12 protein-coding genes are annotated in these 20,106 nt (G+C 69.5%); 1 reads left to right on the top strand and 11 read right to left on the bottom strand.

The window, feature by feature from the left end; all coding sequences use genetic code 11:
• Positions 1–13: 13 nt before the first annotated feature.
• The 8 genes from ACH4EB_RS22110 to ACH4EB_RS22075 all read right to left on the bottom strand — a co-directional run bounded on the left by ACH4EB_RS22110 (position 14) and on the right by ACH4EB_RS22075 (position 8,741).
• Positions 14–2,305: a DPP IV N-terminal domain-containing protein gene (locus ACH4EB_RS22110; protein ID WP_398349258.1), complete on the bottom strand. Its 2,292-nt coding sequence runs from the start codon at positions 2,303–2,305 to the stop codon at positions 14–16.
• 23 nt (positions 2,306–2,328) lie between these two features.
• Positions 2,329–3,522, bottom strand: coding sequence for a cytochrome P450 (locus ACH4EB_RS22105; RefSeq protein ID WP_398349257.1), 1,194 nt, complete (start codon positions 3,520–3,522; stop codon positions 2,329–2,331).
• A 129-nt stretch (positions 3,523–3,651) separates the two neighbouring features.
• Positions 3,652–3,855, bottom strand: a complete 204-nt coding sequence (locus tag ACH4EB_RS22100; RefSeq protein WP_398349256.1) for a ferredoxin — start codon at positions 3,853–3,855, stop codon at positions 3,652–3,654.
• A 3-nt stretch (positions 3,856–3,858) separates the two neighbouring features.
• The gene (locus ACH4EB_RS22095; protein ID WP_398349255.1) at positions 3,859–4,947 is read right to left on the bottom strand and encodes a cytochrome P450; all 1,089 of its coding nucleotides are present in this window, start codon (positions 4,945–4,947) and stop codon (positions 3,859–3,861) included.
• Between the two features lie 463 nt (positions 4,948–5,410).
• Positions 5,411–6,202 carry an ABC transporter permease gene (locus ACH4EB_RS22090; protein ID WP_398349254.1) on the bottom strand — a complete coding sequence of 264 codons (792 nt, stop codon included), beginning with the start codon at positions 6,200–6,202 and terminating at the stop codon, positions 5,411–5,413.
• Positions 6,202–7,182 (bottom strand): ATP-binding cassette domain-containing protein, encoded by a 981-nt coding sequence (locus ACH4EB_RS22085; RefSeq protein WP_398349253.1) that lies wholly within the window; start codon positions 7,180–7,182, stop codon positions 6,202–6,204. The genes ACH4EB_RS22090 and ACH4EB_RS22085 overlap by 1 nt, the downstream gene beginning before the upstream one ends.
• 113 nt (positions 7,183–7,295) lie before the next feature.
• Positions 7,296–8,171, bottom strand: coding sequence for a DUF4097 family beta strand repeat-containing protein (locus tag ACH4EB_RS22080; protein WP_398349252.1), 876 nt, complete (start codon positions 8,169–8,171; stop codon positions 7,296–7,298).
• A 48-nt stretch (positions 8,172–8,219) separates the two neighbouring features.
• Positions 8,220–8,741: a hypothetical protein gene (locus ACH4EB_RS22075; RefSeq protein WP_398349251.1), complete on the bottom strand. Its 522-nt coding sequence runs from the start codon at positions 8,739–8,741 to the stop codon at positions 8,220–8,222.
• 292 nt (positions 8,742–9,033) lie between these two features.
• On the opposite strand from ACH4EB_RS22075, the gene ACH4EB_RS22070 reads away from it, so the two are divergent.
• Positions 9,034–10,206, top strand: a complete 1,173-nt coding sequence (locus tag ACH4EB_RS22070) for an acyltransferase family protein (protein WP_398349250.1) — start codon at positions 9,034–9,036, stop codon at positions 10,204–10,206.
• 107 nt (positions 10,207–10,313) lie between these two features.
• On the opposite strand, the gene ACH4EB_RS22065 is transcribed toward ACH4EB_RS22070, so the two are convergent.
• The 3 genes from ACH4EB_RS22065 to ACH4EB_RS22055 are packed head-to-tail and all read right to left on the bottom strand — an operon-like array spanning position 10,314 to position 20,105.
• On the bottom strand, positions 10,314–10,544 hold the full coding sequence (locus tag ACH4EB_RS22065) for an MbtH family protein (protein WP_398349249.1): 231 nt from the start codon (positions 10,542–10,544) through the stop codon (positions 10,314–10,316).
• Between the two features lie 53 nt (positions 10,545–10,597).
• Complete coding sequence (locus ACH4EB_RS22060; RefSeq protein ID WP_398349248.1) at positions 10,598–11,947, bottom strand: lysine N(6)-hydroxylase/L-ornithine N(5)-oxygenase family protein; 1,350 nt, start codon at positions 11,945–11,947, stop codon at positions 10,598–10,600.
• A 10-nt stretch (positions 11,948–11,957) separates the two neighbouring features.
• Entirely contained in the window at positions 11,958–20,105 is an 8,148-nt protein-coding gene (locus ACH4EB_RS22055) for an amino acid adenylation domain-containing protein (protein ID WP_398349247.1), read from the bottom strand.
• Position 20,106: the final 1 nt, after the last annotated feature.

Below are 20,106 nucleotides of genomic sequence, written 5' to 3'. Positions count from 1 at the left end.
GGGGCCTCTCCCGTCATCCGAAGAGCTCTTCGACGGTGTTCATGTCCAGCGACACGGGCGTGAGCCGGTATCCGGTGGGCGGTTCGACGCCCATGAGATGACGGACCAGGAAGTCCCACCGGCGCCGGTTGAGGTAGTGGTCATAGCCGACGTAGACATGGTCCGCGCCTGGGATGACAAGCAGTTCGAAGTCCTTGTCCGCCGCGATGAGGCGTTCGGCCAGGCGCAGCGTCAGGTGCGGGGAGACGCTGTCGTCCAGCCCCCCGTGCACCAGCAGCAGCTTGCCTGTGAGCCGGTCCGCGATGTCCACGTTGGACGCCTCCGCGTAGGCCGCCGCGTCGAACGGGCCGTTGAACGCCTCGGCCACGCCGAGCTCGGCGTAGCGGATGTCGTGCATGCCGCCTTCGGCGACCCCGGCCTTGAACATCCCGGGGTACTCCAGCATCGCCCTTACGGTGGCGAATCCGCCGGCGGAGGTGCCGAACGCACCGACGCGGTCGAGGTCCATCCAGGGGCGTGTCAGAGCCAGTTCGCGCAGTGCCGCCACATGGTCGGCCAGTCCCACGGCGTCGGCGATCCGGCCGTAGGAGGCGTCGTGGAACGCCTTGTCACGCCCGGGAGACCCCCTGCCGTCGACGGCGATCACAACGAACCCGAGGGCAGCGAGGCTCTCGGCGTCACAGCCGTAGAAGCCTGGGTCGAAAGACGGGCTGACCCGGTTCGCGTTCGGAAAGCAGTAGGGATGGTCGAGCACGGGGTACCGCTTGGCCGGGTCGAAGTCATGGGGCCGGTAGAGCATGCCGTAGATGTCGGTCTCGCCGTCGGCAGCGGTGGCGCGGAACCGTTCCGGAGGGCTCCAGCCGGTCTCCAGCAAGCCCGATATGTCGGCCCGTTCCAGCACGACCAGCACGCGGCCGTCCCAGCCGCGCACGGTGGTGACCGGCTCGACGGCGTTGGTGGACGCCGAGTCGATGAAGTACGCCGCACCCGGCGGCACGGTCACCACATGATCGAGGTCATCGTCGCTCACCCTGGCGAACCCGGAGCCGTCCAACCCCACCCGGCACACCGTTCGGCGGTAGGGGTCCTCCTCGTTCAGGCCCGACGCCAGGAAGTACACGATCCGCCGCTCTTCGTCGACGTGCAGGATCTGCCGCACCGCCCAGGGCCCCGACGTCACCTGCGTCCGCAGCTCGCCGTCCTGTGTCCCGTACAGATAGAGGTGGCCCCAGCCGTCGCGCTGGGAGTACCACAGCACCTCCTGTCCCTCCGACAGCACCTCGACCATGGGTGCCTGCGCGAAGTACTGCCCTGGCTCCACCCGCGTCGGGCCCGACTCCGAGAGCACGGTACGCACCTCGCCGGAATCCGGGTCCAGCCGCCGCAGGCTCAGAACCTTCATGTCCCGTTGCTGGTCGAGGTAGTATACGGCCGAGCCGTCCTTGGCCCACCACGCCCACTGCCGGGAGATCGGCGACATCATCGGCATCGCGACGGGCTCGGCCCGCGCGGGTACGGCCTTGCCGCTCGCGATGTCCAGCACCACGAACTCGGCCATCGGCAGCCGCTCGTCACCGGGGTGGGCGAAGCGCTGGGTCAGCAGCCGCGGGGCGCCGCCGTCCGGGGGCAGGACCTGTACGAGATGGGTCCGGCGGACGCCGCGCTGGTCGCTGCGGTGGGTGAGGACACGGGTGGAGTCCGGCGACCAGGTCAGAGCGGGCGGCAAGTGCAGGATACCGATCTTCGGCAGCAGCGTGGAGTACATGTAGTAGTCCGGGTTGGAGCCGTAGTCGCGGTCGTGCGTGCCGTCGTCGGTCAGCGCCCAGTCCTCGGAACCGTCCAGCGACCGGGCCCGAAGATCGTACCCGTCGCGGAACACCGCGTGCCGGCCGTCCGGTGCGACGGCCTCCAGCACATTGCGCGCCGGTGCCCCCTCGGTCCTGGCGCAGGCGTAGTCGCCCAGTGTGCAGGTCCACCGCTCGCCGAACGCGTGGAAGGCGACGGCGACGGAAGTCTGCTCGAACGCGGCGAACGGCAGCGCGGCCGGATCGACCTCTCGGCCGGATGCCGCCGCCAGCGCGCCGGCGAGCCGTTGGTGGTCGAACGCGGGGTGACGGGTGCCCTCGGCCGGGGTGACGAGGATGAACCGCCGTCCCGCGGCAGAGTCGACCGTGTACCAGAAGCGCGCCCCGCCGTCGATCCACCTCGGCCGGATCTTCCCACCGAAGACGAGCTTGTCCCGGTTGTGCCGCAGCAACTGCTCCGCCGTCCGGTAGGTGTGGGCGTCGAGTATGGTCGGGTGCATCGTGCTCTCCTCGGGCGGTCCGGTCAGCCGGCGATGACCGGGAGCCTGGTCACGCCGTTGAGGTTGGGGCTGGTCATGAACGTGGGCGGATCCTGCGGGTCGCAGCGCAGCCGGGGGAATCGGTCGAAGAGCGCGTTCATCGCGACCCTGCTCTCCCGCCTGGCCAGGGCCGCGCCGATACAGAAGTGGACACCTCGGCCGAAAGAAAGGTGTGGGTTGGGCTCACGGGCCGGATCGAAGGTGTACGGGTCGGTGAAGACCTGCTCATCGCGGTTGACCGTGGGGATCCACACCGCGACCATCTGGTCGGGCCCGATGACGGCGCCGCCCAGTTCGGTCTCGGTGTTCGTCACCCGCACCATGGACGCGATCGGCGCGAAGTAGCGCAGCGACTCCTCAAGCAACGGAGGAACCAGCCCGCGGTCCGTGCGTACCGCCCGGTCGGCTTCCGGGTAGGCGTCCAGGCACAGCACCGTGCTGCCGATCAGCAGCGTGGTCGTGACATGCCCGGCGACGAGCATGGCGTTGGCGAAGTTGGCGATCTCGTTCTCGGTCAGCCGCTCCCCGTCGACCTCGGCCTCGACCAGCCCGGTGACCAGGTCGTTCCGTGGGTTGGTACGGCGCTCCTTCGCCAGGTCCCGCAGGTAGTCGGTGAGATGGCGTGCTTGCTCCACTACGGTTTCGATCTCGCTGCCGAGGCTGTCGCGTTCGAGCAACGAGAACTCTGTGGTGCCGCTCAGCATTCTGTCCACCCACCCGTTGATCAGGGCGTGGTCGGCGGCCGGCACACCGAGCAGCTCGGTGATGACGGTGATCGGCAGGGGGTAGGCGAAATCGGCGACCAGGTCGAAACCGCGCTGTCCCTCGGCCTTGGTCAGCAGTCCGTCCACGATGGCGTGAATGCGGGGCTCCAACGCGTTGATCGCCCCGGGTGTGAACGCGTGGCTGACGAGCTTGCGCAGCGCCGTGTGCCGCGGCGGGTCCAGCTGGGTGATCGTGCCCTCGTCGAACTCGCTCCGCTCGGGTATGAGGCGCCCGGTCTCGGAGGAGAAGAGCTGTGGATTGTTCAGCACGTGCAGGGCCTCGGAATATCCGTGGACGTTCCACAAGCCGGTTGTGTCGTCGTACGCGACCCGCTCGGGCGCGAGGTCCTTGTCACCGTACAGCCAGAAAAATCGCTTCGCGTCCAAGTTCCATCGTTCGGCAAGTGCGGACATGTTTTCCCCTGTCGTCACCGATTCCGCTGCGCAGGCGGCTGAACTCATTGAGCGTCTTCTTGCGAATTGCCCCCGGAAATACCGGGGCTGCTCGGCCGCGGCTCGTCCGGGGCACGGGCACACGGGAATTCAGCCGGGCCCGATTTCCTCGGTGATCGCCCCGCACGGGCACGCCTCGACGGCCTGCCGGACCGTCTCATGGAGGGCAGGCGGCGGTGTGGGGTCCACAAGCAGCACCCGCCCGTCCGCATCGTCCTGATCGAACACCTCGGGCGCCGTGATGACGCACATACCCGAACTACAGCAGCGTGCTCGGTCCGTGCCGAGGCGCACCGGTTACGCCTCGTCCCAGGTCACCGGAAGCCGCTGCACACCGTAAACGCTGCCGGTGTAGACCGGCACGTCCTCCGGACGGACCGCCAGGCGCAGGGACGGAAAGCGGGTCAGTAGCGCGGGATAGGCGACGCGCATCTCGACGCGGGCCAGCTGCTGGCCGAGGCACTGGTGGATGCCGTGCCCGAAGGCCATGTGCCCGACGGCGCGGCGTCGCAGGTCGAGTCGGTCAGGGTCGGCGAACCGTGCCGGATCCCGGTTGGCGGCGTGCAGCGAGACGGTGACCGTGTCGCCCGCCTTGATCAGCTGTCCGCCCAGCTCGATGTCTTCGAGCGCCGACTTCGCCTCGGTGTGGATGACGGTGAGATAGCGCAACAGTTCCTCGACGGCGCTGTCGGCAAGGCCCGGGTCGGCACGCAGGGCGGAGAACTGGTCGCGGTGGTTCAGCATGGCGAAGACGCCGAGCGCGATCATGTTCGCGGTGGTGTCCAGCCCCGCGCCCAGCAGGACGGTGCCGATCGCCGCCAGTTCCTCGTCGGTGAGGTCCGTCGACGTCAGATCGCTCAGGAGGTCGTCGGCCGGCCTGGCGCGCTTCGCGGCGACCAGCTCGTGCATGTACTCGTCCATCGCGGTGACCGCGGCGGACACCTCTTCTTCCGTGGCATCGAGCGAGTTCATGACCCTCGCGTCACGCCGGAACACGTCGCTGTCCGCGGCGGGTACACCGAGCAGTTCGCAGATGGTCAGCGCGGGTATCGGGTACGCGTAGGCACTCACCAGGTCCACCGAGGGGCCCTGCTTCTCCATGGCGTCCAGGTGTTCGGTGGTGAACTGCTCGATGCGGGCGGTGAGCTGCTTCATCCGGCGAACGGTGAACTGACCGGTCAGCATCTGCCGGTAGCGGGTGTGCTCGGGCGGGTCCATCGCGTGGAAGTGCCCCACCGGAGCGGGGGGCAGGACGATGTCCGGCGCCCCGGGAAAAGGGAAGTGGATGAGTTCCCGCCGCGTACTGAACCGTGAGTCGGCCAGTACTTCCCGGGCGAGCGCATGACCGGTCACCAGCCAACCCACATGTCCATCGGAATAGGACATTCGACTGATCGGGTGTTTCTCGCGTAGCGGAGCGAGCTCGGCCGGCGGGTCGAAGGGACAGCCGACGGGGCGCGTAAAGGGTAACGGCGCCGCCTCGGGGAGGGTTTCACTCACGTTGATTCCTTACTGCCTGATGAATCGGGTCGGCATGCCGTGACGCGAATCTGCGGTCGCCGTGCCCGACCTGCGGACCGCGCCGATGCTAGCGACACGGAGATCGCCATGTAAATGGCCCGCTATTCCTGATCCGAATTTTCGGTGCCGGGGTAATCGAATGGGCCGGTCGCTGTCGGCGTACGGCCCGGGTCGGAGCTGAGCCGGCCGCTGACGGGGCAGCGCGTCGCAGCGTGTCCTGTCGCCGGGACAACCGGGTGGGGGTGCCCGAGTGGGAACGGAGCTCCACAGCAATACGACAGCAAGCCGTCCGCTCCCGGAGCGGACGGCTCACCGGCATTCCGATTGTTCAGGTCGTACGGGGATCGCGCTTGAACAGCCTCGCCGACCACAAGTAGCCGACCAGCGCGATACCGAGGCACCAGGCGACCGCGATGATCCAGTCGTTACCGAGCGGCCGGCCCAGGAACAGGCCGCGGAGCGTCTCCGCGATCGGTGTGAACGGCTGGTACTCGGTGAACCAGCGCAGGCCCGAGGCCATCGATTCGGCCGGCACGAACGCGCTGGACAGGAAAGGCAGAAGCTGCAGGAGCATCGGCGTGTTGCTCGCGCTCTCGACGGTCTTGGCAGCCAGGCCGAAGGCGACCGCGATCCAGGTGAGCGCGAAGCTGAGCAGCGCCACCAGGCCGAGCGCGGCGAGCCACCCGCCGACGCCCGCTGCGGGCCGGAACCCGGCAACCAGCGCGACCGCGAGCATGATGACGACGCTGACCAGAGCCTGAACCACACTTCCGACGACATGTCCGACGAGGACCGACGTGCGGGCGATCGACATGGTGCGGAACCGGTTGATGATTCCCTTGGTCATATCCATGGCCACCGAGACCGAGGTCGACATGGCGGCCATGACCAGTGCCAGCAGAATGATCCCCGGCGAGAGGTAGTCCACGTAGGCAGTGCCCGCGTCTTTGCCGACCAGGCCCTTGCCCATGACGCCGCCGAAGGCGAAGACGAAGAGCAGGAACATCAGCGCCGGGATCACCACGGTGGCGAGCAGCATCGAGGGATAGCGCGTGATGTGCCGCACATTGCGGCGCACCATCGTCCACGAATCGCTCATGGCGTACGACATTGAAGCCATCAGACCGTCTCCTTCGCTGCGTTCTCCGCCGCTTCGCCGGCCGCCGCGGGGCGGCCGGTGAGGGTAAGGAAGACGTCGTCAAGGTCGGGAGTATGGATGGAGAGGTTCTTGGCCGTCACCGAGGCCGCGTCGAGCCGGTCGAGCAGGCCGCGTATCGCCCCCAGGTCACCGTTGCTGGGCACCCGCAGCGTGAGCCCTTGGTCGTCGCCGGCAGATCCGCCCAGGACGCGGGCGGCCGCGTCGAGTTCGGTGGTGTCGCCGAACGTGAGAAGGATGTGGCTGCCGGGAACCAGGCTCTTGAGCTCGGCGGGGGTGCCCTGGGCGACCAGCTTGCCGTGGTCGAGCACCGCGATCCGGTCGGCGAGTTCGTCGGCCTCTTCGAGGTACTGCGTGGTCAGGAAGATGGTGATGCCCTCGTTGGCGACCAAGCCGCGGATGATCTCCCACATGGTGTGCCGGCTGCGGGGGTCGAGACCGGTGGTCGGCTCGTCGAGGAAGATGATGCGCGGGTTGCCGACCAGGGTCATCGCCAGATCGAGTTTGCGGCGCATACCGCCGGAGTAGGTGCTGGCGACCTTCTTCCCGGCGTCTTCGAGGTCGAACTGCTGGAGGAGTTCGTCGGCGCGGCGCCGGCTCGTCCGACGGTCGAGATGGTGGAGGTCGCCCATCAGAAGAAGGTTTTCCTCCCCGGTGAGCATTTCGTCCACCGCCGCGAACTGTCCGGTCACACCGATGGATCGGCGCACCGCATCGGGGTCCTTGGCCAGGTCATGGCCGGCGACCTGCACGGTCCCGGCGTCGGGCCGGATGAGCGTGGACAGAATCTGCACCATGGTGGTCTTGCCCGCGCCGTTCGGACCGAGCAGCGACCAGATCCGCCCCGAGGGCACATCGAGGTCGATTCCGTCGAGAACGACTTTGTCACCGTACGACTTCCGTAAGCCGAGTGCGGAAATCGCCGATGGAGGGGTGGTTGTCAATTCCCTTTCCTTTCACATGGCCGAGCTAGTGGAATATACCTGCGGGCAGAAACGCCCACGGGTCGCGGCGCCATGGCGCCATCTGGCCGGGGGGTTGGTGAAGCCGTGGTGCCTCACTCGTGCGCCGAAGGGCCGTGCTGCGGTGCGCGGCGGATGACGACGTCGCCGGAGCGGGTACGGGCGCGCACCTTGACCTTCTCCGCGAACTGCTCGGGCCCTTCTTGCGCGGCAAGAGAGTTGCGTACGCTTCCGGTCCTGCTGCGCGCGTCGATCCAGGCAGCGGTGCCCTCTCGGATGCCGACGTCGAGCTGTCCCTCCGCGGTCATCAGCTCCGCCCGGCCGCGCGCCACCTCTCCGATCCGGATGCTGCCGCCGGAGCTCTGGGCAGTGACGTTGCCGGCGGCGCGGTCGACGGCGATGTCGCCGTCGGCTGTGCCGATTTCCAGATCCTGGGCGGCCTGGCCGATCCAGATGTCGCCGTTGACGCCGTCGATCGCGCCGGTGCCGTCGATCTCGCCGATCCGTACCCGCCCCGACGCCACGCTGACCGCGGCGTGCCCGCTCACCCGCCCGACCGTGAGCGGGCCGTCCGCACTGTCCGCGCGCAATGCGCCGGTCCGGTCGAACCGGACCGGGGCCGACGCGGTGTGGACCCGGCATTCGCCGAGCAGGCCCTCGGTACGGATCTCCGCCTTCGCCGTCGTGACCTCAAGGCTGGAGCCGGCCGGCAGCTCAATCGTCACATCGACCGAGTTCTCCGTCCCGATGGCACTCTTCAACCCGCTCGGCTCCGGAGCGGTGACCGTGAGCCTGCCACCGGAAAAGTCGACCTGGGTCTGCTCGGCCGCCTTCACATCGGATGCGCTGGCCTCGTTGCCGGGGTTGATCTGTACGGCTGTGTCGGCGCGGTCGCCGGCGACGATCCTCACCTGGCCACTGGTGACACCGAGGACGACGGTGATGGGCTCGGGGGTGGGAAAGACAGGCACGGTGGTCCCTCTCTGTGGATGGTTGGCTCTGCGGGTGGCCGGTCAGGTTCAGCCGACCCAGCCGGTGAAGCGCTTCTCGCGACCGGCCGCGCGCCGCGGCCGCCGGTGGTTCTGGTTGTCGGCCAGGGCCGCGGTGGTCACACCGACCAGGTAGGCGTTGACGGACAGCCCCTCCTCGGCGGCGGCCTCCTCGATGCGCTGCTTCAGCGGCTCCGGCGGCCGGAAGTTGATCCGGGACACGGGGCCTTCGAGACCGCTGGGGACCGCGGAGCGGGCCTCGGTCGGGCGGCCCGGCGGCGCGGTGCTGTCGTCGCCCGCGAACTCGTCACCGGCGTCGGCGGTCGTGACCACGAAATCCGGGTCGCGCCCACGCAGCCGGACCTCCACCGAACCGGGCGCGAGGTCCTGGCTGATCTCGTCCGCCGCGGCCGACAGCACCTCCAGCATGGTGAGCCGGGTTGCCGCTGCGACCGAGACGACCAGCCGCTCGGCCAGCGCCGTGGCTTCGTCCGTCTTCGCGGCGGCCATGAGTTCACTACGGAGGTTGTCGATGTACGGCGTGAGGTCCATGGCGCCATGGTGCGCCCCTCATGGCGCCATGTCAAGGCGCCATGGCGCCACCTCGTCGGCGGGCGCTTCCACGCAGCCGGGCCGACCGCATTCGGACACCGGCAAACAATCGGGCGACACCGTTTCCCCTTGACCGAAACGAATGGCGGCTTGCGCACCTGCGCGTCAGGTAAGTAGTTTGACCATTTACCGACGACACGGGCGCCCTGCCTTTCCCGCGCCACTATGTCGACATTCGCGCCCCTGGCCCCATCTCGGACCAGGAGAGCCCAAAGATCCGAGGTCGAATTCAGTGCCAACCACGCACATACATCCGTACGCCACCAGGCTGCCATCTCTGACCGGATTACGATTCGTCGCAGCTCTGCTCGTATTTGCTTTCCACGCCACTTGGCGAAGCAACTACATCACCGGCTCCACCGGGGACGCGCTGGGAAAAGTTTTCGCCAACGCCGGTTCCTACGGGGTCACATTTTTCTTTGTTCTCAGTGGTTTTGTGCTGACCTGGTCGGCGCGACCGAACGACACCGCGCCACGCGTCTGGCGGCGCCGGATCGTGAAGATATTTCCCAACCATCTCGTGACGTTCGCGATGGCAGCGGTACTGATGCTCGTCACGGCACAGCCCTTCGTCCAGCTGGACACCTTCGCCGGTCTCTTCCTCGTGCAGGCGTGGATCCCCGACATGACGGTTCCGACTGCCATGAATCCCGTCAGCTGGTCGCTGTCCTGTGAGCTGTTCTTCTACCTGTGCTTCCCGGCGTTGCTGTGGGCACTGAAGCGGGTGCCGGTGCGCGCGCTGTGGGCGTTGGCGGGGGCACTGGCTGCGCTGACCTTGCTGGCGCCGGTGGCCGCGCAGCATCTTGTCGGCGGCGTCCCCCTGCCGCCCATCGCGGATGGCACGCTCTCTTTCGAACAGATCTGGTTCGTGTACTTCCTCCCACCGGTCAGGGCTCTTGAATTCGTCCTGGGCATGGTGGCCGCGCGGCTGATGTACGAAGGCGTCTGGCCGCGGCTGCGACTGCTCCCCGCACTGCTGATCGCCGTAGGCGGCTATGCGATCAACTCCAGCGTCCCTTACCTGTACGGCACGGGCAGCACGGCGGCGCTATGGCTCACACCGCTGGTGGCTGCTGCCGCCGGCGCCGATCAGCACGGAACAGCCTCCCCCTTCCGGGGAAGGACGCTGCTGAGGCTGGGCGAACTCTCCTTCGCCTTCTACCTGGTGCACGGGCTGGTCATCACGTACGCGCACACGTGGTTCGTCGCGAGCGGCCACCCTTCACCGGCCGCCCGGGGCGGAATCCTCCTCGCCGTGTTCGCGGTCTCCCTGCTGCTCGCCCATCTCCTCTTCACCTTGATCGAGTCACCGGCCGTCCGCAGATTCAGCACGGCACGACTACGGCACCCGGGCCCGGTCCCCGTCGTTCCCGGACCGCGGAAGACTCTTGAGGTAAAGGAATAGCGCTTGGCCGCAGACTCAAGCGGCACGGAACCGCTCGGATCACGCCGGGCGGTGAAACGACATCGGGGCGGGTGCGCCATGGCGCACCCGCCCCGATGTCCGTCGGTCTAGGATGTGGTGGCCGCGTCGGCATCCATCGCCCGGCGCAGCCCGGCCGGCCGCATGTCCGTCCAGTTCTCCTCGATGTGGTCGAGGCACCGCTGGCGGCTCTCGGGCCCCAGGGCCACCCGCCATCCCGCGGGCACCTCGGCGAAGGCCGGCCACAGCGAATGCTGGTCCTCATCGTTGACCACGACGAAGAACGTGCCGTCCTCGTTGTCGAAGGGATTGGTGCTCATGGTTCGTTTCTCCCTCTGGTTCGGTCTCGTTCGGTGAACAGCGTGCTGCCGGGTTACCGGCGGTTGCCCGGCACGGCCGGCGTGCCGGAGGCGGAGCCGGTCTCACCGAGCAGCCGTCCGATGATGGAATCGGCGATTTCGCCGCCGCGCACGGCCACGTTGGACAGCAGCGAGGACGAGAGGCCGTGCGTGTGCTCGGTGCCCCCCTGCACATAGATGCCGCAGTTCAGGGGGGACGAGGTCGCCAGCCGGTAGTCCCGCTCGACAACATGGCTGCCGTCCTGGTGACGGGCACAGTGGGCATCGAGGTCGCCCAGCAGGCCGCCCGGGGCCATCGCGTCGTATCCGGTGGCACAGACCACCAGGTCGACAGCGAACTCGGCGGCCTGGTCGCCGACCAGTGAGTGGACGGTGACCTGCGTCGCGTCCCCGGTGTCCTTGACACCGGTCACCCTGGAGAGGCTGACGAACTCAAGCCGCCGGTCGCCGCTGACTTCGTCGTCGTACGCCCGCTGGTACAGGTCCTTGATCACCTCGTCGTCCACCACGGAGTAGTTCGTGTTGCGGTGGTAGCGCCAGATGGCGTCCTTGGCCCGCTGCGACCCACCGTGGAAGTCGTCGACGGCGGACGCGTCGAAGACCTCGTTGGCGAAGGGGGTGTTCTCCGCGATCGAGTAGCCGTACGACGGCAGGATCGCGTACACGGTCGTACCGGGCAGTGTGTCGTAGAGGAAGCGGACGACCTCGGCGGCGCTCTGGCCCGCGCCCACGACGGCGACCCGCTTGAGCGCCGCGCGGTCGCAGGCTCCGAACCGCCCGAGGAACTCCGAGCTGTGCCATACACGTCGGTCGCGTTCGATTCCCACCGGCATCCGTGGGGTCAGACCCGTGGAGATGACCACGTTGCGGGCCGCGACGGTCGACACGGCGCCGCTCCCGCCCCCCTCGCGCACATCGACGTACACGTGGTCGACCGGGGCGGCCGGGTCGGTGCGCGGTGGCAGCCGGAGTGCGACTGCCTCCGCGCCGTAGGTGACCCGGTCCGTGAACGCCGACTCCGCCCACTGGAGATAGTCGTGGAACTCCTGCCGCGTGGGGAAGAAATCCTGTCGGTTCACGAACCGCGCCAGCCTCTCCTTCGCGTGCAGGTAGGACACGAAGCTGAACCGCGAGGTCGGGTTGCGGAACGTCGCGAGGTCCTTCATGAAAGCGACCTGCATCTTGGCGGAGGGCAGGAGCATGCCGCGGTGCCAGCCGAGCGTGTTCTGGCGCTCGAAGAAGGCTGCGGTCACCGGATGCCGGTGCTCTTCCAGCGCGATGGCCAGGGCCAGGTTGGCCGGGCCGAACCCCAGCCCCACCACATCATAGCTGCCGGAGCAGCGGCCGGTCCCGGAACTTCGCATAAAGGCCCCCTCACAGTGGGTTGTCGATGTCGGCGAGCACCCGGTCGATCACCGCGCAGATCGCGGCCGCATGCGCGGGCCGGGACATGTCGCGGTGCTCGCAGGGGATCTCGTGCTCGTGGATCTCGCGCACGTACGGCGCCCATTGGGCGGCGAATCCGTGGTTGTTCACCGTGGCGGTGAAGAACAGCAGGTCGCCGTCGAACACGGGGGTGGTGAAGGCGTCCAGGAGCGCCGAGTGCTCGACGGTGACACGGGCCATGGTCCTGAAGAGCGAGCGGAAATCGACCCCGTCCGCCGCGCTGCCCAGGTAGTCACGCACCAGTTCCTGCGTGCGCGCGTCCTGGAGGATATCGTCCTCGTCAAAAGCGCTGTCGGGCCCGCGCCCACCGGAGGTGGCGCTGTCCAGCATCGCCAGCAGGCCCACCTCGTACCCCCGTCGCCGCAGTTCCACGGCCATCGCATGCGCGAGGATGCCGCCGCTGGACCAGCCCAACAGGGAGTACGGGCCCTCGGGCTGCACCGTGGCGATGTGGTCCAGATAGGTGTCAACCATCTCCTCGACAGAGCGCGCCCTCGGGTGCGCCGGGTCGTACTCACGCGCCTGGAGACCGTAGAGCTGCCGGTCCGGCAGATGGTCGACGAAGCCCATGTACGCCCAGCACAGCCCGCCTCCCGGGTGGATCATCCAGAGGGGTGGCCGGCGCCCCTCCGTGGTGATCGGCAGCACCACGGCGAACGGGTCTTCCGGCGTGTCGGGCGCGGTACCGGACCGCAGCCGCTGGGCGAGGTCGGCCACGACCGGGTGCCGGAACACCTCCCGGACCGGCACGGACACCCCCGTGACCGCGGCGATCCGGCTGACCAGGCGGGTCACCAGCAGCGAGTGGCCGCCCAGAGAGAAGAAGTCGTCGTCGGCACCGACCCGGTCCACCCCGAGCACCTCGCCGAACAGCCCGGCCAGGGTCTCCTCATCGGGTGTGCTCGGTGCCCGGTATGCGGCACCCGCGAAGGCCGGCTCGGGCAGGGCCGCGCGGTCCAGCTTCCGGTTGGGCGTCAGCGGCAGCCGGTCCATGAGGACGACCGCCGAGGGCACCATGAAGTTCGGCAACGTCCCCGCCAGGTACTTCCGCAGGTCGCCGGGGCCGGGCTCGGCGGCCACCGCATAGGCGACCAGGTGCGTCCCGGTGTCCCGGACCCTGCGGGCGATCACGACCGCCTGCGTCACCGCCGGGTGTGCCAGCAGCGCCGCTTCCACCTCACCGGGCTCGATGCGGAACCCGCGGACCTTGACCTGGTTGTCCGCGCGGCCCCGGAACACCAGCTCACCGGCAGCGGTCCATGCTGCCATGTCCCCGGTCCGGTACATCCGCTCGCCCGGCCGGCCGAAGGGGCAGGCCACGAACCTCCCGGCCGTCAGGCTGGCCCGGCCCGGGTAGCCGCGCGCCAAGCGGGTACCGGCGACGTACAGCTCGCCCACCACTCCGGACGGAACCGGCCGTAGCGCCGCGTCCAGCACGTACACCCGCATGTTGTCCATCGGCCGCCCGATCGGCACCTCCGCGACCGCCTGCCCCGGCGGCAGCTCGTGCACGCTGGAGCAGACGGTGACCTCGGTCGGTCCGTAGGCGTTCACGAACACCGTGTCCGGGCAGCTCTTCGCGGCCCGCTCGACCGATGCGGGTGAGAGCCGTTCACCTCCGATCCACACCTCGCGCAGCCCGGAAAGGCACGCCGGGTCCTGGTCGACCAGATGGTGGAAGACCGAGGTGACCAGCAAGGTCGTGGTGATCCGCTGCTCAGCCACCAGGGGCGCGAAGACGGCGGCGTCGTCGATGTCCCCGGGCGGCGCCACCACGAGCCGGGCACCACGCAGCAGCGTCGGCCACAGTTCCCAGGTCATGGCGTCGAAAGTGTGGGGGGACCGCAGCAGGACGCTCTCCTCCGCCGGACGGAGCCAGCACCGGTCCACCGCCAGCTGGACAACGCCACGGTGGGTGATCCCGGTGCCCTTGGGCAGCCCGGTGGATCCCGAGGTGTACAGCACGTAAGCGAGGTGGTCCCCGTGACTGACGCGGTCCACCGGTGTGCCGAGCGCGCCGGTACCCATGGCAAGGTCCTCGAAGACCACGCGTGGGCAGTCGTCCTGGCCCGAGCGGGCGGCGAACTCGGCGGTGGACACGACGAACAGCGGCCGTGCGTCCCGCAGCATGAACGCCTGCCGCTCCGTCGGGTACCCGGGATCGATCGGCAGGTAGGCGGCGCCGGACTTGACCACCGCCAGCAGGGCGACGATCAGGTCCAGGGATCGCGGCAGGGCCACGGCCACCACCGACCCGACCGCCGCGCCCCGCCGGACCAGCTCGGCGGCCACCGCCTCGGCCCTGCTGTCGAGCTCGCGGTAGGTCAGGGACTCCCCGCCCGCCGTGACCGCGACCGCGTCCGGGGTGGCGTCCGCCTGCCGCGCGAACAGCATCGGGATCGTGCCGCCGGGCTCCGGTACGCATGTGTCGTTCAGCTCCTCCACGTGCCGCCGGAGTTCACCGGGCTCCAGCACGTCGACCGTGCCGGCGGGGCGGGCCGGGTCGGCAGTGACCTGCTCGAGGACGTGGAGGAACCGGTTCACGAGCTTGGCGACGGTGCCGTGGTCGAAGAGGTCGGTGTCGTACTCCAGAAGACCGAGAGCGCCGCCACGCGCATCGGGGCTCAGGAGGAAGGAGAGGTCGAACTTGGCGGTGGCGGTGCCGGGGACCGGTTCGACGCCGACCGTGAGGCCGGGCAGGCGGAGTTCGGCCCGTGGGTTGTTCTGCCAGGCCAGCACAACCTGGAACAGCGGGTGGTGGGCGGCGGAGCGGTCGGGGTTCAGCAGCTCGACCAGGCGGTCGAAGGGGGCCTCCTGGTTGTCGTACGCGGCCAGGGCCTTGCCCCTGACCTGATCGAGTACCTGCTCGAACGTCGGGTCGCCGGTCAACCGCACCCGCAGCACCCAGCTGTTGACGAAGAACCCGACCAGATCGGTCAGCGCCTGGTCCGTTCGGCCCGCGATCGGCGAGCCGATGGTGATGTCGTCGCCGCTGCCCAGCCGGTGCAGCAGGGTGGCCAGGGCCGCTTGCAGCACCATCGAGACCGTCACACTGCGGCGACGGGCCAGCTCTTCCACAGCGGCGAGCAGGTCCGGTCCGACCGCGAACTCGATCTGGTCCGCGCGGCGGGCTCCCATGGCCGGGCGCGGACGGTCCAGCGGCAGCGGCAGCGGCTGGGGCGTTCCGGACAGCTCCTGGTGCCAGTAGGCGACTTGACCGGCCAGGACACTGCCGTCCTCTGACTCCTGGCCGAGCATCGCCCGCTGCCAGATGGCGTAGTCCGCGTACTGCACGGGCAGCGGGGCCCACGGTGGCGCCTGACCGTCCCGGCGCGCGGTGTACGCCGCCGTAAGGTCGTTGACCAGCGGGGTCGCCGAGCCTCCGTCGCCGGCGACGTGATGGAGCACCAGCGCGAGGACGTGGTCGTCCTCGGCGCAGCGCAGCACTGTGGCCCGTAGGGGCAGGTCGGTGGAGAGGTTGAACCGGTGCCCGGCCGCGGCCCGCATGGCGTCGGCGAGGCCGTCGGGCGAGACCGGCGTGACCGGCACGTCCAGCGGCACTTCGGCTGCCGGGATGATCCGCTGATACGGCGTGCCGACCTCGTCCTCGACGATCAGCGTGCGCAGACTCTCGTGCCGCACGAGCAGGTCGAGGAGCGCCGCCCGCAGCGCCGCCACGTCGAGGGCGCCGCGCAGCCGCAGCATGGTCGGCATGTTGTAGCTGGTGGAAGGCCCTTCGAGTCGGTGCAGGAACCACATCCGCTGCTGTGCGTAGGACAGCGGCACCCGCTCGGGGCGGGTCTGCCGCACCAGGGCCGGGCGCGCACCCGATCCCGCGGCCAGGTGCGCGGCCAGCCCGGCCACCGTGCTGGTCTCGAACACGGCCCGCACCGGCACCTCGACGTCCAGTTCGGCGCGGATCCGGCCGACGAGCCGCGTGGCCAGCAAGGAGTGGCCACCCATCACGAAGAAGCCGTCGTCGACGCCGACGCAGTCGAGTCCCAGCACCTCGGCGAACAGGCCCGCCAGGATTTCCTCCTGCGGGGTCCGGGGCGCTCGCCCGTCCGTCGTACCCGCGTAGTCCGGGGCGGGCAGGGACCGCCGGTCCAGCTTGCCACTCGGTGTCAGCGGAACGCTGCCGATGGCGATGACAGCCGAGGGCACCATGTAGTCGGGCAGTCGCTCGCGCGCGTATCCGCGCAGGGCCGTGAGCAGGGAGCCGACTTCGCGCACCCCGGCCGGATCGTTCGACAGCGCCTTGCCTGTACGGCCGTCCGGGAGGTAGCTGTCGGTGAACACCCGCCCGGGCGCCGGGCCTCCCGTCCACACGACGGCGTCGAACCGGTCGACCGCGTGGGACCAGGTCACCAGCGAGCCCCAGCCCTGGGCGACGGCCCAGTCCTGAACCTCTTGCGGGTCGATTCCGGTGACCCCACCGGTGACCTGTCCTCCCTCGCCGATCAAGCGGGCGTTGGGGATGCCCGTGATGCGTACGGGGGTGCCGTGCTCGAAGCTGCACCGCCGGCCTAGGCCCGCGAGGTCTGCAATGTCGGTGCCCCACTCAAGTGTCGGCAGCTCGCCGAGGGGAACGGGACGCGCCGGGGCTTTGTGCAGGACCACTTCGTAGCGGTGCCGGGTCAGTTCGTTGTGAGCGGTGCCGGACTTCAGCCGGACGTCGACGGCGGCAGCGCCATGGCGCTCGCCCCACCGCGTGAACCATTCGGGTTCCAGCACCAGTTCCTTCTCCACGAACACCGCGTGCTCCACGGCGGCCCGGAGCGCTCCGGCGGTGGCGCCGGGGTACCTGGCCTGCTGTACGGCGCGGTACAACAGGCTCAGCGAGCCCGCGTACCGCACATCGCCGAGGACGACCCGGCCTCCCGGGGCCAGCAGTACCATCGCCTGGCTCAGCACCCGGTCGAGGTAGTCCGCGTCCGGGAAGTACTGCACCACCGAGTTCAGGACGACGGTGTCGAACCGGCCCGCCGGAAGGCCCGAGACATCGTCCGCGGCCTGGTGGCGCAGGTGAACCCGGTCCGCCCAACCCGCCGCGCGCACCTGGCTGCGCAGCCCCTCGACCGCGGTGACGGAGAAGTCCGTGCCCCAGTACTCCTCGACGTGCGGGGCGATACAGGCCAGCAACAGGCCCGACCCGGTGCCCAGTTCGAGCACCCGGCGCGGGGACCAGCACAGGACGCGCTCGACGGCGGCGTCCCGCCATTGCCTCATCTCCGCCAGCGGGATGGCCTTGCCGGTGTAGCTGGAGTTCCAGCCGGTGAAATCGTCGCCCAGGCCGCCGCCTCCGGCGGCATACATCCGCTCGTAGACCTGCTGCCACTCACCGACCTGTTCGTCGGCGGCCGAGCCGGCCCCGGTCACGTCAGGGACGACATAGGCCACCAGGCGCTGGTCGCCTGCCTGGTCCTCGCGGGAGACCACGACGGCCTGCGCGACGGCGGGGTGTCCGGTCAGGACGGCCTCGACCTCCCCGGGTTCGATGCGGAACCCGCGGACCTTGACCTGGTGGTCCGCACGGCCCCGGAACACCAGCTCGCCTGCGGGGTTCCACGCCGCCAGGTCCCCGGTCCGGTACATCCGCTCACCCGGCCCGCCGAAGGGGCAGGCCACGAACCTCTCAGCGGTCAGGCCGGGCCGGTGCAGGTAGCCGCGCGCCAGGCCGGCGCCCGCCACGTACAACTCGCCCACTACACCCGGCGGAACCGGCCGCAGCCCCGCGTCCAGTACGAACACCCGCATGTTGTCCATCGGCCGTCCGATCGGCACCTCCGGGCCCGGCTGCCCGGAGGACACCGGGTGGCTGGTGGCGAAGACGGTCGTCTCGGTGGGGCCGTATCCGTTGACGACCGTCAGTCCCGGGCAGGCGGTCAGGACGCGCTCCACCGCGGCCGGGGAGACCGCGTCGCCGCCCACCCAGACCTCGCGCAGCCCGGCCGGGCATGTCGGGTCCTGGTCGACGAGCACCGCGAACAGCCCGGCGGTCAGCCACAGTGCGGTGAGCCGCCGCTCGGCCACCAGCGCGGCCAGGGTGGCGGCCTGGAGGTCGTCCGGGGGGCTGATCACCACCCGGCCGCCGCCGAGGAGGGGCGCCCACAGTTCGTAGGTGGAGGCGTCGAAGGTGTGCGGGGAGTGCAGCAATACGCGGGCGTGGGCGCCGCCGTTCCAGCGCCGGTCTGCGGCCAGGCTCACCACGTTGTGGTGGGTCACCGCGATGCCTTTGGGAACCCCTGTCGAGCCCGAGGTGTACATGACGTAGGCAAGGGAGTCGCCGTGGTCCGCCGGGTACGGTGCGTGGCCCACGGCAGTGCGCAGCACGCCGACCGGCACGCTGGGTACGCCGTCCGGCACGGCGAGTTCCCCATCGGTGATCACGACGGTGGTGTCCGCGTCGCGTAGCGTGAACGCCACGCGCTCCGCCGGGTGGCCGGGGTCGATCGGGAGGTAGGCGCCGCCTGCCTTGAGCACGGCCAGCATGCTCACCACGAGGTCGGTCGAACGCTTGAGAGCGACCGCCACAAGAGCCCCGGGGCCCACCCCCCGGCGGATGAGGTGGTGCGCGAAGGTGCCGGAGAGCTGGTCGAGCTCCCGGTAGGTCAGTGTGGTCTCCCCGGCCTCCAGCGCGATGGCGTCGGGGGTGGCTGCCGCTTGGCGCCGGAACCGTCCATGGACCGATCTGCCCGGTACGGGCACGACAGTGTCGTTGAGCTCGTGCAGCAGCCGTGTCTCTTCGCCGGGCACGAGGACACCGACGGAGCCGACCCCTCGGCCGGGGTCGGACACCACCTGGCGCAATACGCTCCGCAGCCGCTCGGCGATCCGCTCGACGGTGCCGCGGTCGAACAGCTCGGTGGCGTACTCGATCACTCCGTACACGCCCCGCCCCGTCGCGTCGGGGGCGAAGTTGAAGAACAGGTCGAACTTCGCGGTGGTGGAGGGCACGGGCTCGGCGGTGACCTGCAGGTGCGGGAGTTCCAGGTCGAGCCGGGTGTAGTTCTGCCAGGCGAACATCACCTGGAAGAAGGGGTGGTAGGACAGCGACCGGTCCGGGTTGAGCAGTTCCACCAGCCGCTCGAAGGGCGCGTCCTGGTTCTCGTACGCGGCCAGCGCCTTGTCCCGCACCTGCTCAAGGACCCGCTCGAACGACGGGTTGCCGGCCAGGCCTACCCGCAGCACCCAGGTGTTGACGAAGAACCCGACCATGTCGGCCAGGGCCTCGTCCATGCGGCCGGCGATCGGCGACCCGATGGTGAGGTCCTCTCCGCCGCCGAGGCGGTGCAACAGGACCGCGAGCGCCGCCTGGAACACCATCGACACGGTCATTCCGCGACCGCGGGCCAGTTCCTCGATCCGGGCGAACAGCTCCGGCCCGACGGTGAAGTCGACGACGCCGCCACGGTACCCCGCGAGCGCTGGCCGCGGCCGGTCCAGCGGCAGCGGCAGCGGTTGCGGAACGTCCGCGAGCTCCTGCCGCCAGTACGTGACCTGTCCGGCCAGCACGCTGTCCTCGTCGGACGCCTCGCCGAGCAGTTCGCGCTGCCACAGCGTGTAGTCGACATACCGGACCGGGAGCGGCGTCCAGTCCGGCGCGCCTCCGCTCAGCCGCGCGGTGTACGCGGTGGTGAGGTCGCGGATGAACGGGGCGACCGAGCCGCCGTCGGCAGCGATGTGCTGGATCACCAGCGCAAGGACGTGCTCCTCGTCGGTGCGGCGCAGTACGCGCGCCCGTACCGGGATCTCGGTGCCCAGGTCGAAGGGGTGCCCGATCACCTCCGCGATGGCGGCGGCCTCACCCTCCGGCCCCATGTGCGCCAGGGGGATGTCCAGCAGCACCTCGTCGGTCGGCAGCACGCGCTGGTAGGCGGTGCCGCTCTCGTCCTCGCCGATCAGCGTGCGCAGGCAATCGTGCCGGAGGACGACGTCCCGTATCGCCGCGCCGATCGCCTCGACGCCGAGACTGCCGCGCAGCCGCAGCACCACGGGAATGTTGTAGGTGGCCGACGGGCCGGTGAAGCGGTACAGGAACCACAACCGGCGCTGGGCGAAAGACAGGGGTACCATG

Source organism: Streptomyces sp. NPDC018045 (assembly GCF_044327445.1).
Lineage (GTDB): Bacteria > Actinomycetota > Actinomycetes > Streptomycetales > Streptomycetaceae > Streptomyces.
Note: the sequence above shows the minus strand (reverse complement) of the source record. Positions and strands in the feature narration are given on the sequence as shown.

Excerpts from the sequence above, each read along its gene's own strand:
- ACH4EB_RS22110 (WP_398349258.1), bottom strand. The coding sequence starts at position 2,305 with ATGCACCCGACCATACTCGACGCCCACACCTACCGGACGGCGGAGCAG.
- ACH4EB_RS22065 (WP_398349249.1), bottom strand. The coding sequence starts at position 10,544 with ATGAGCACCAATCCCTTCGACAACGAGGACGGCACGTTCTTCGTCGTG.
- ACH4EB_RS22055 (WP_398349247.1), bottom strand. The coding sequence starts at position 20,105 with ATGGTACCCCTGTCTTTCGCCCAGCGCCGGTTGTGGTTCCTGTACCGC.
- ACH4EB_RS22095 (WP_398349255.1), bottom strand. The coding sequence starts at position 4,947 with ATGTCCTATTCCGATGGACATGTGGGTTGGCTGGTGACCGGTCATGCG.
- ACH4EB_RS22075 (WP_398349251.1), bottom strand. The coding sequence starts at position 8,741 with ATGGACCTCACGCCGTACATCGACAACCTCCGTAGTGAACTCATGGCC.
- ACH4EB_RS22105 (WP_398349257.1), bottom strand. The coding sequence starts at position 3,522 with ATGTCCGCACTTGCCGAACGATGGAACTTGGACGCGAAGCGATTTTTC.
- ACH4EB_RS22090 (WP_398349254.1), bottom strand. The coding sequence starts at position 6,202 with ATGGCTTCAATGTCGTACGCCATGAGCGATTCGTGGACGATGGTGCGC.
- ACH4EB_RS22060 (WP_398349248.1), bottom strand. The coding sequence starts at position 11,947 with ATGCGAAGTTCCGGGACCGGCCGCTGCTCCGGCAGCTATGATGTGGTG.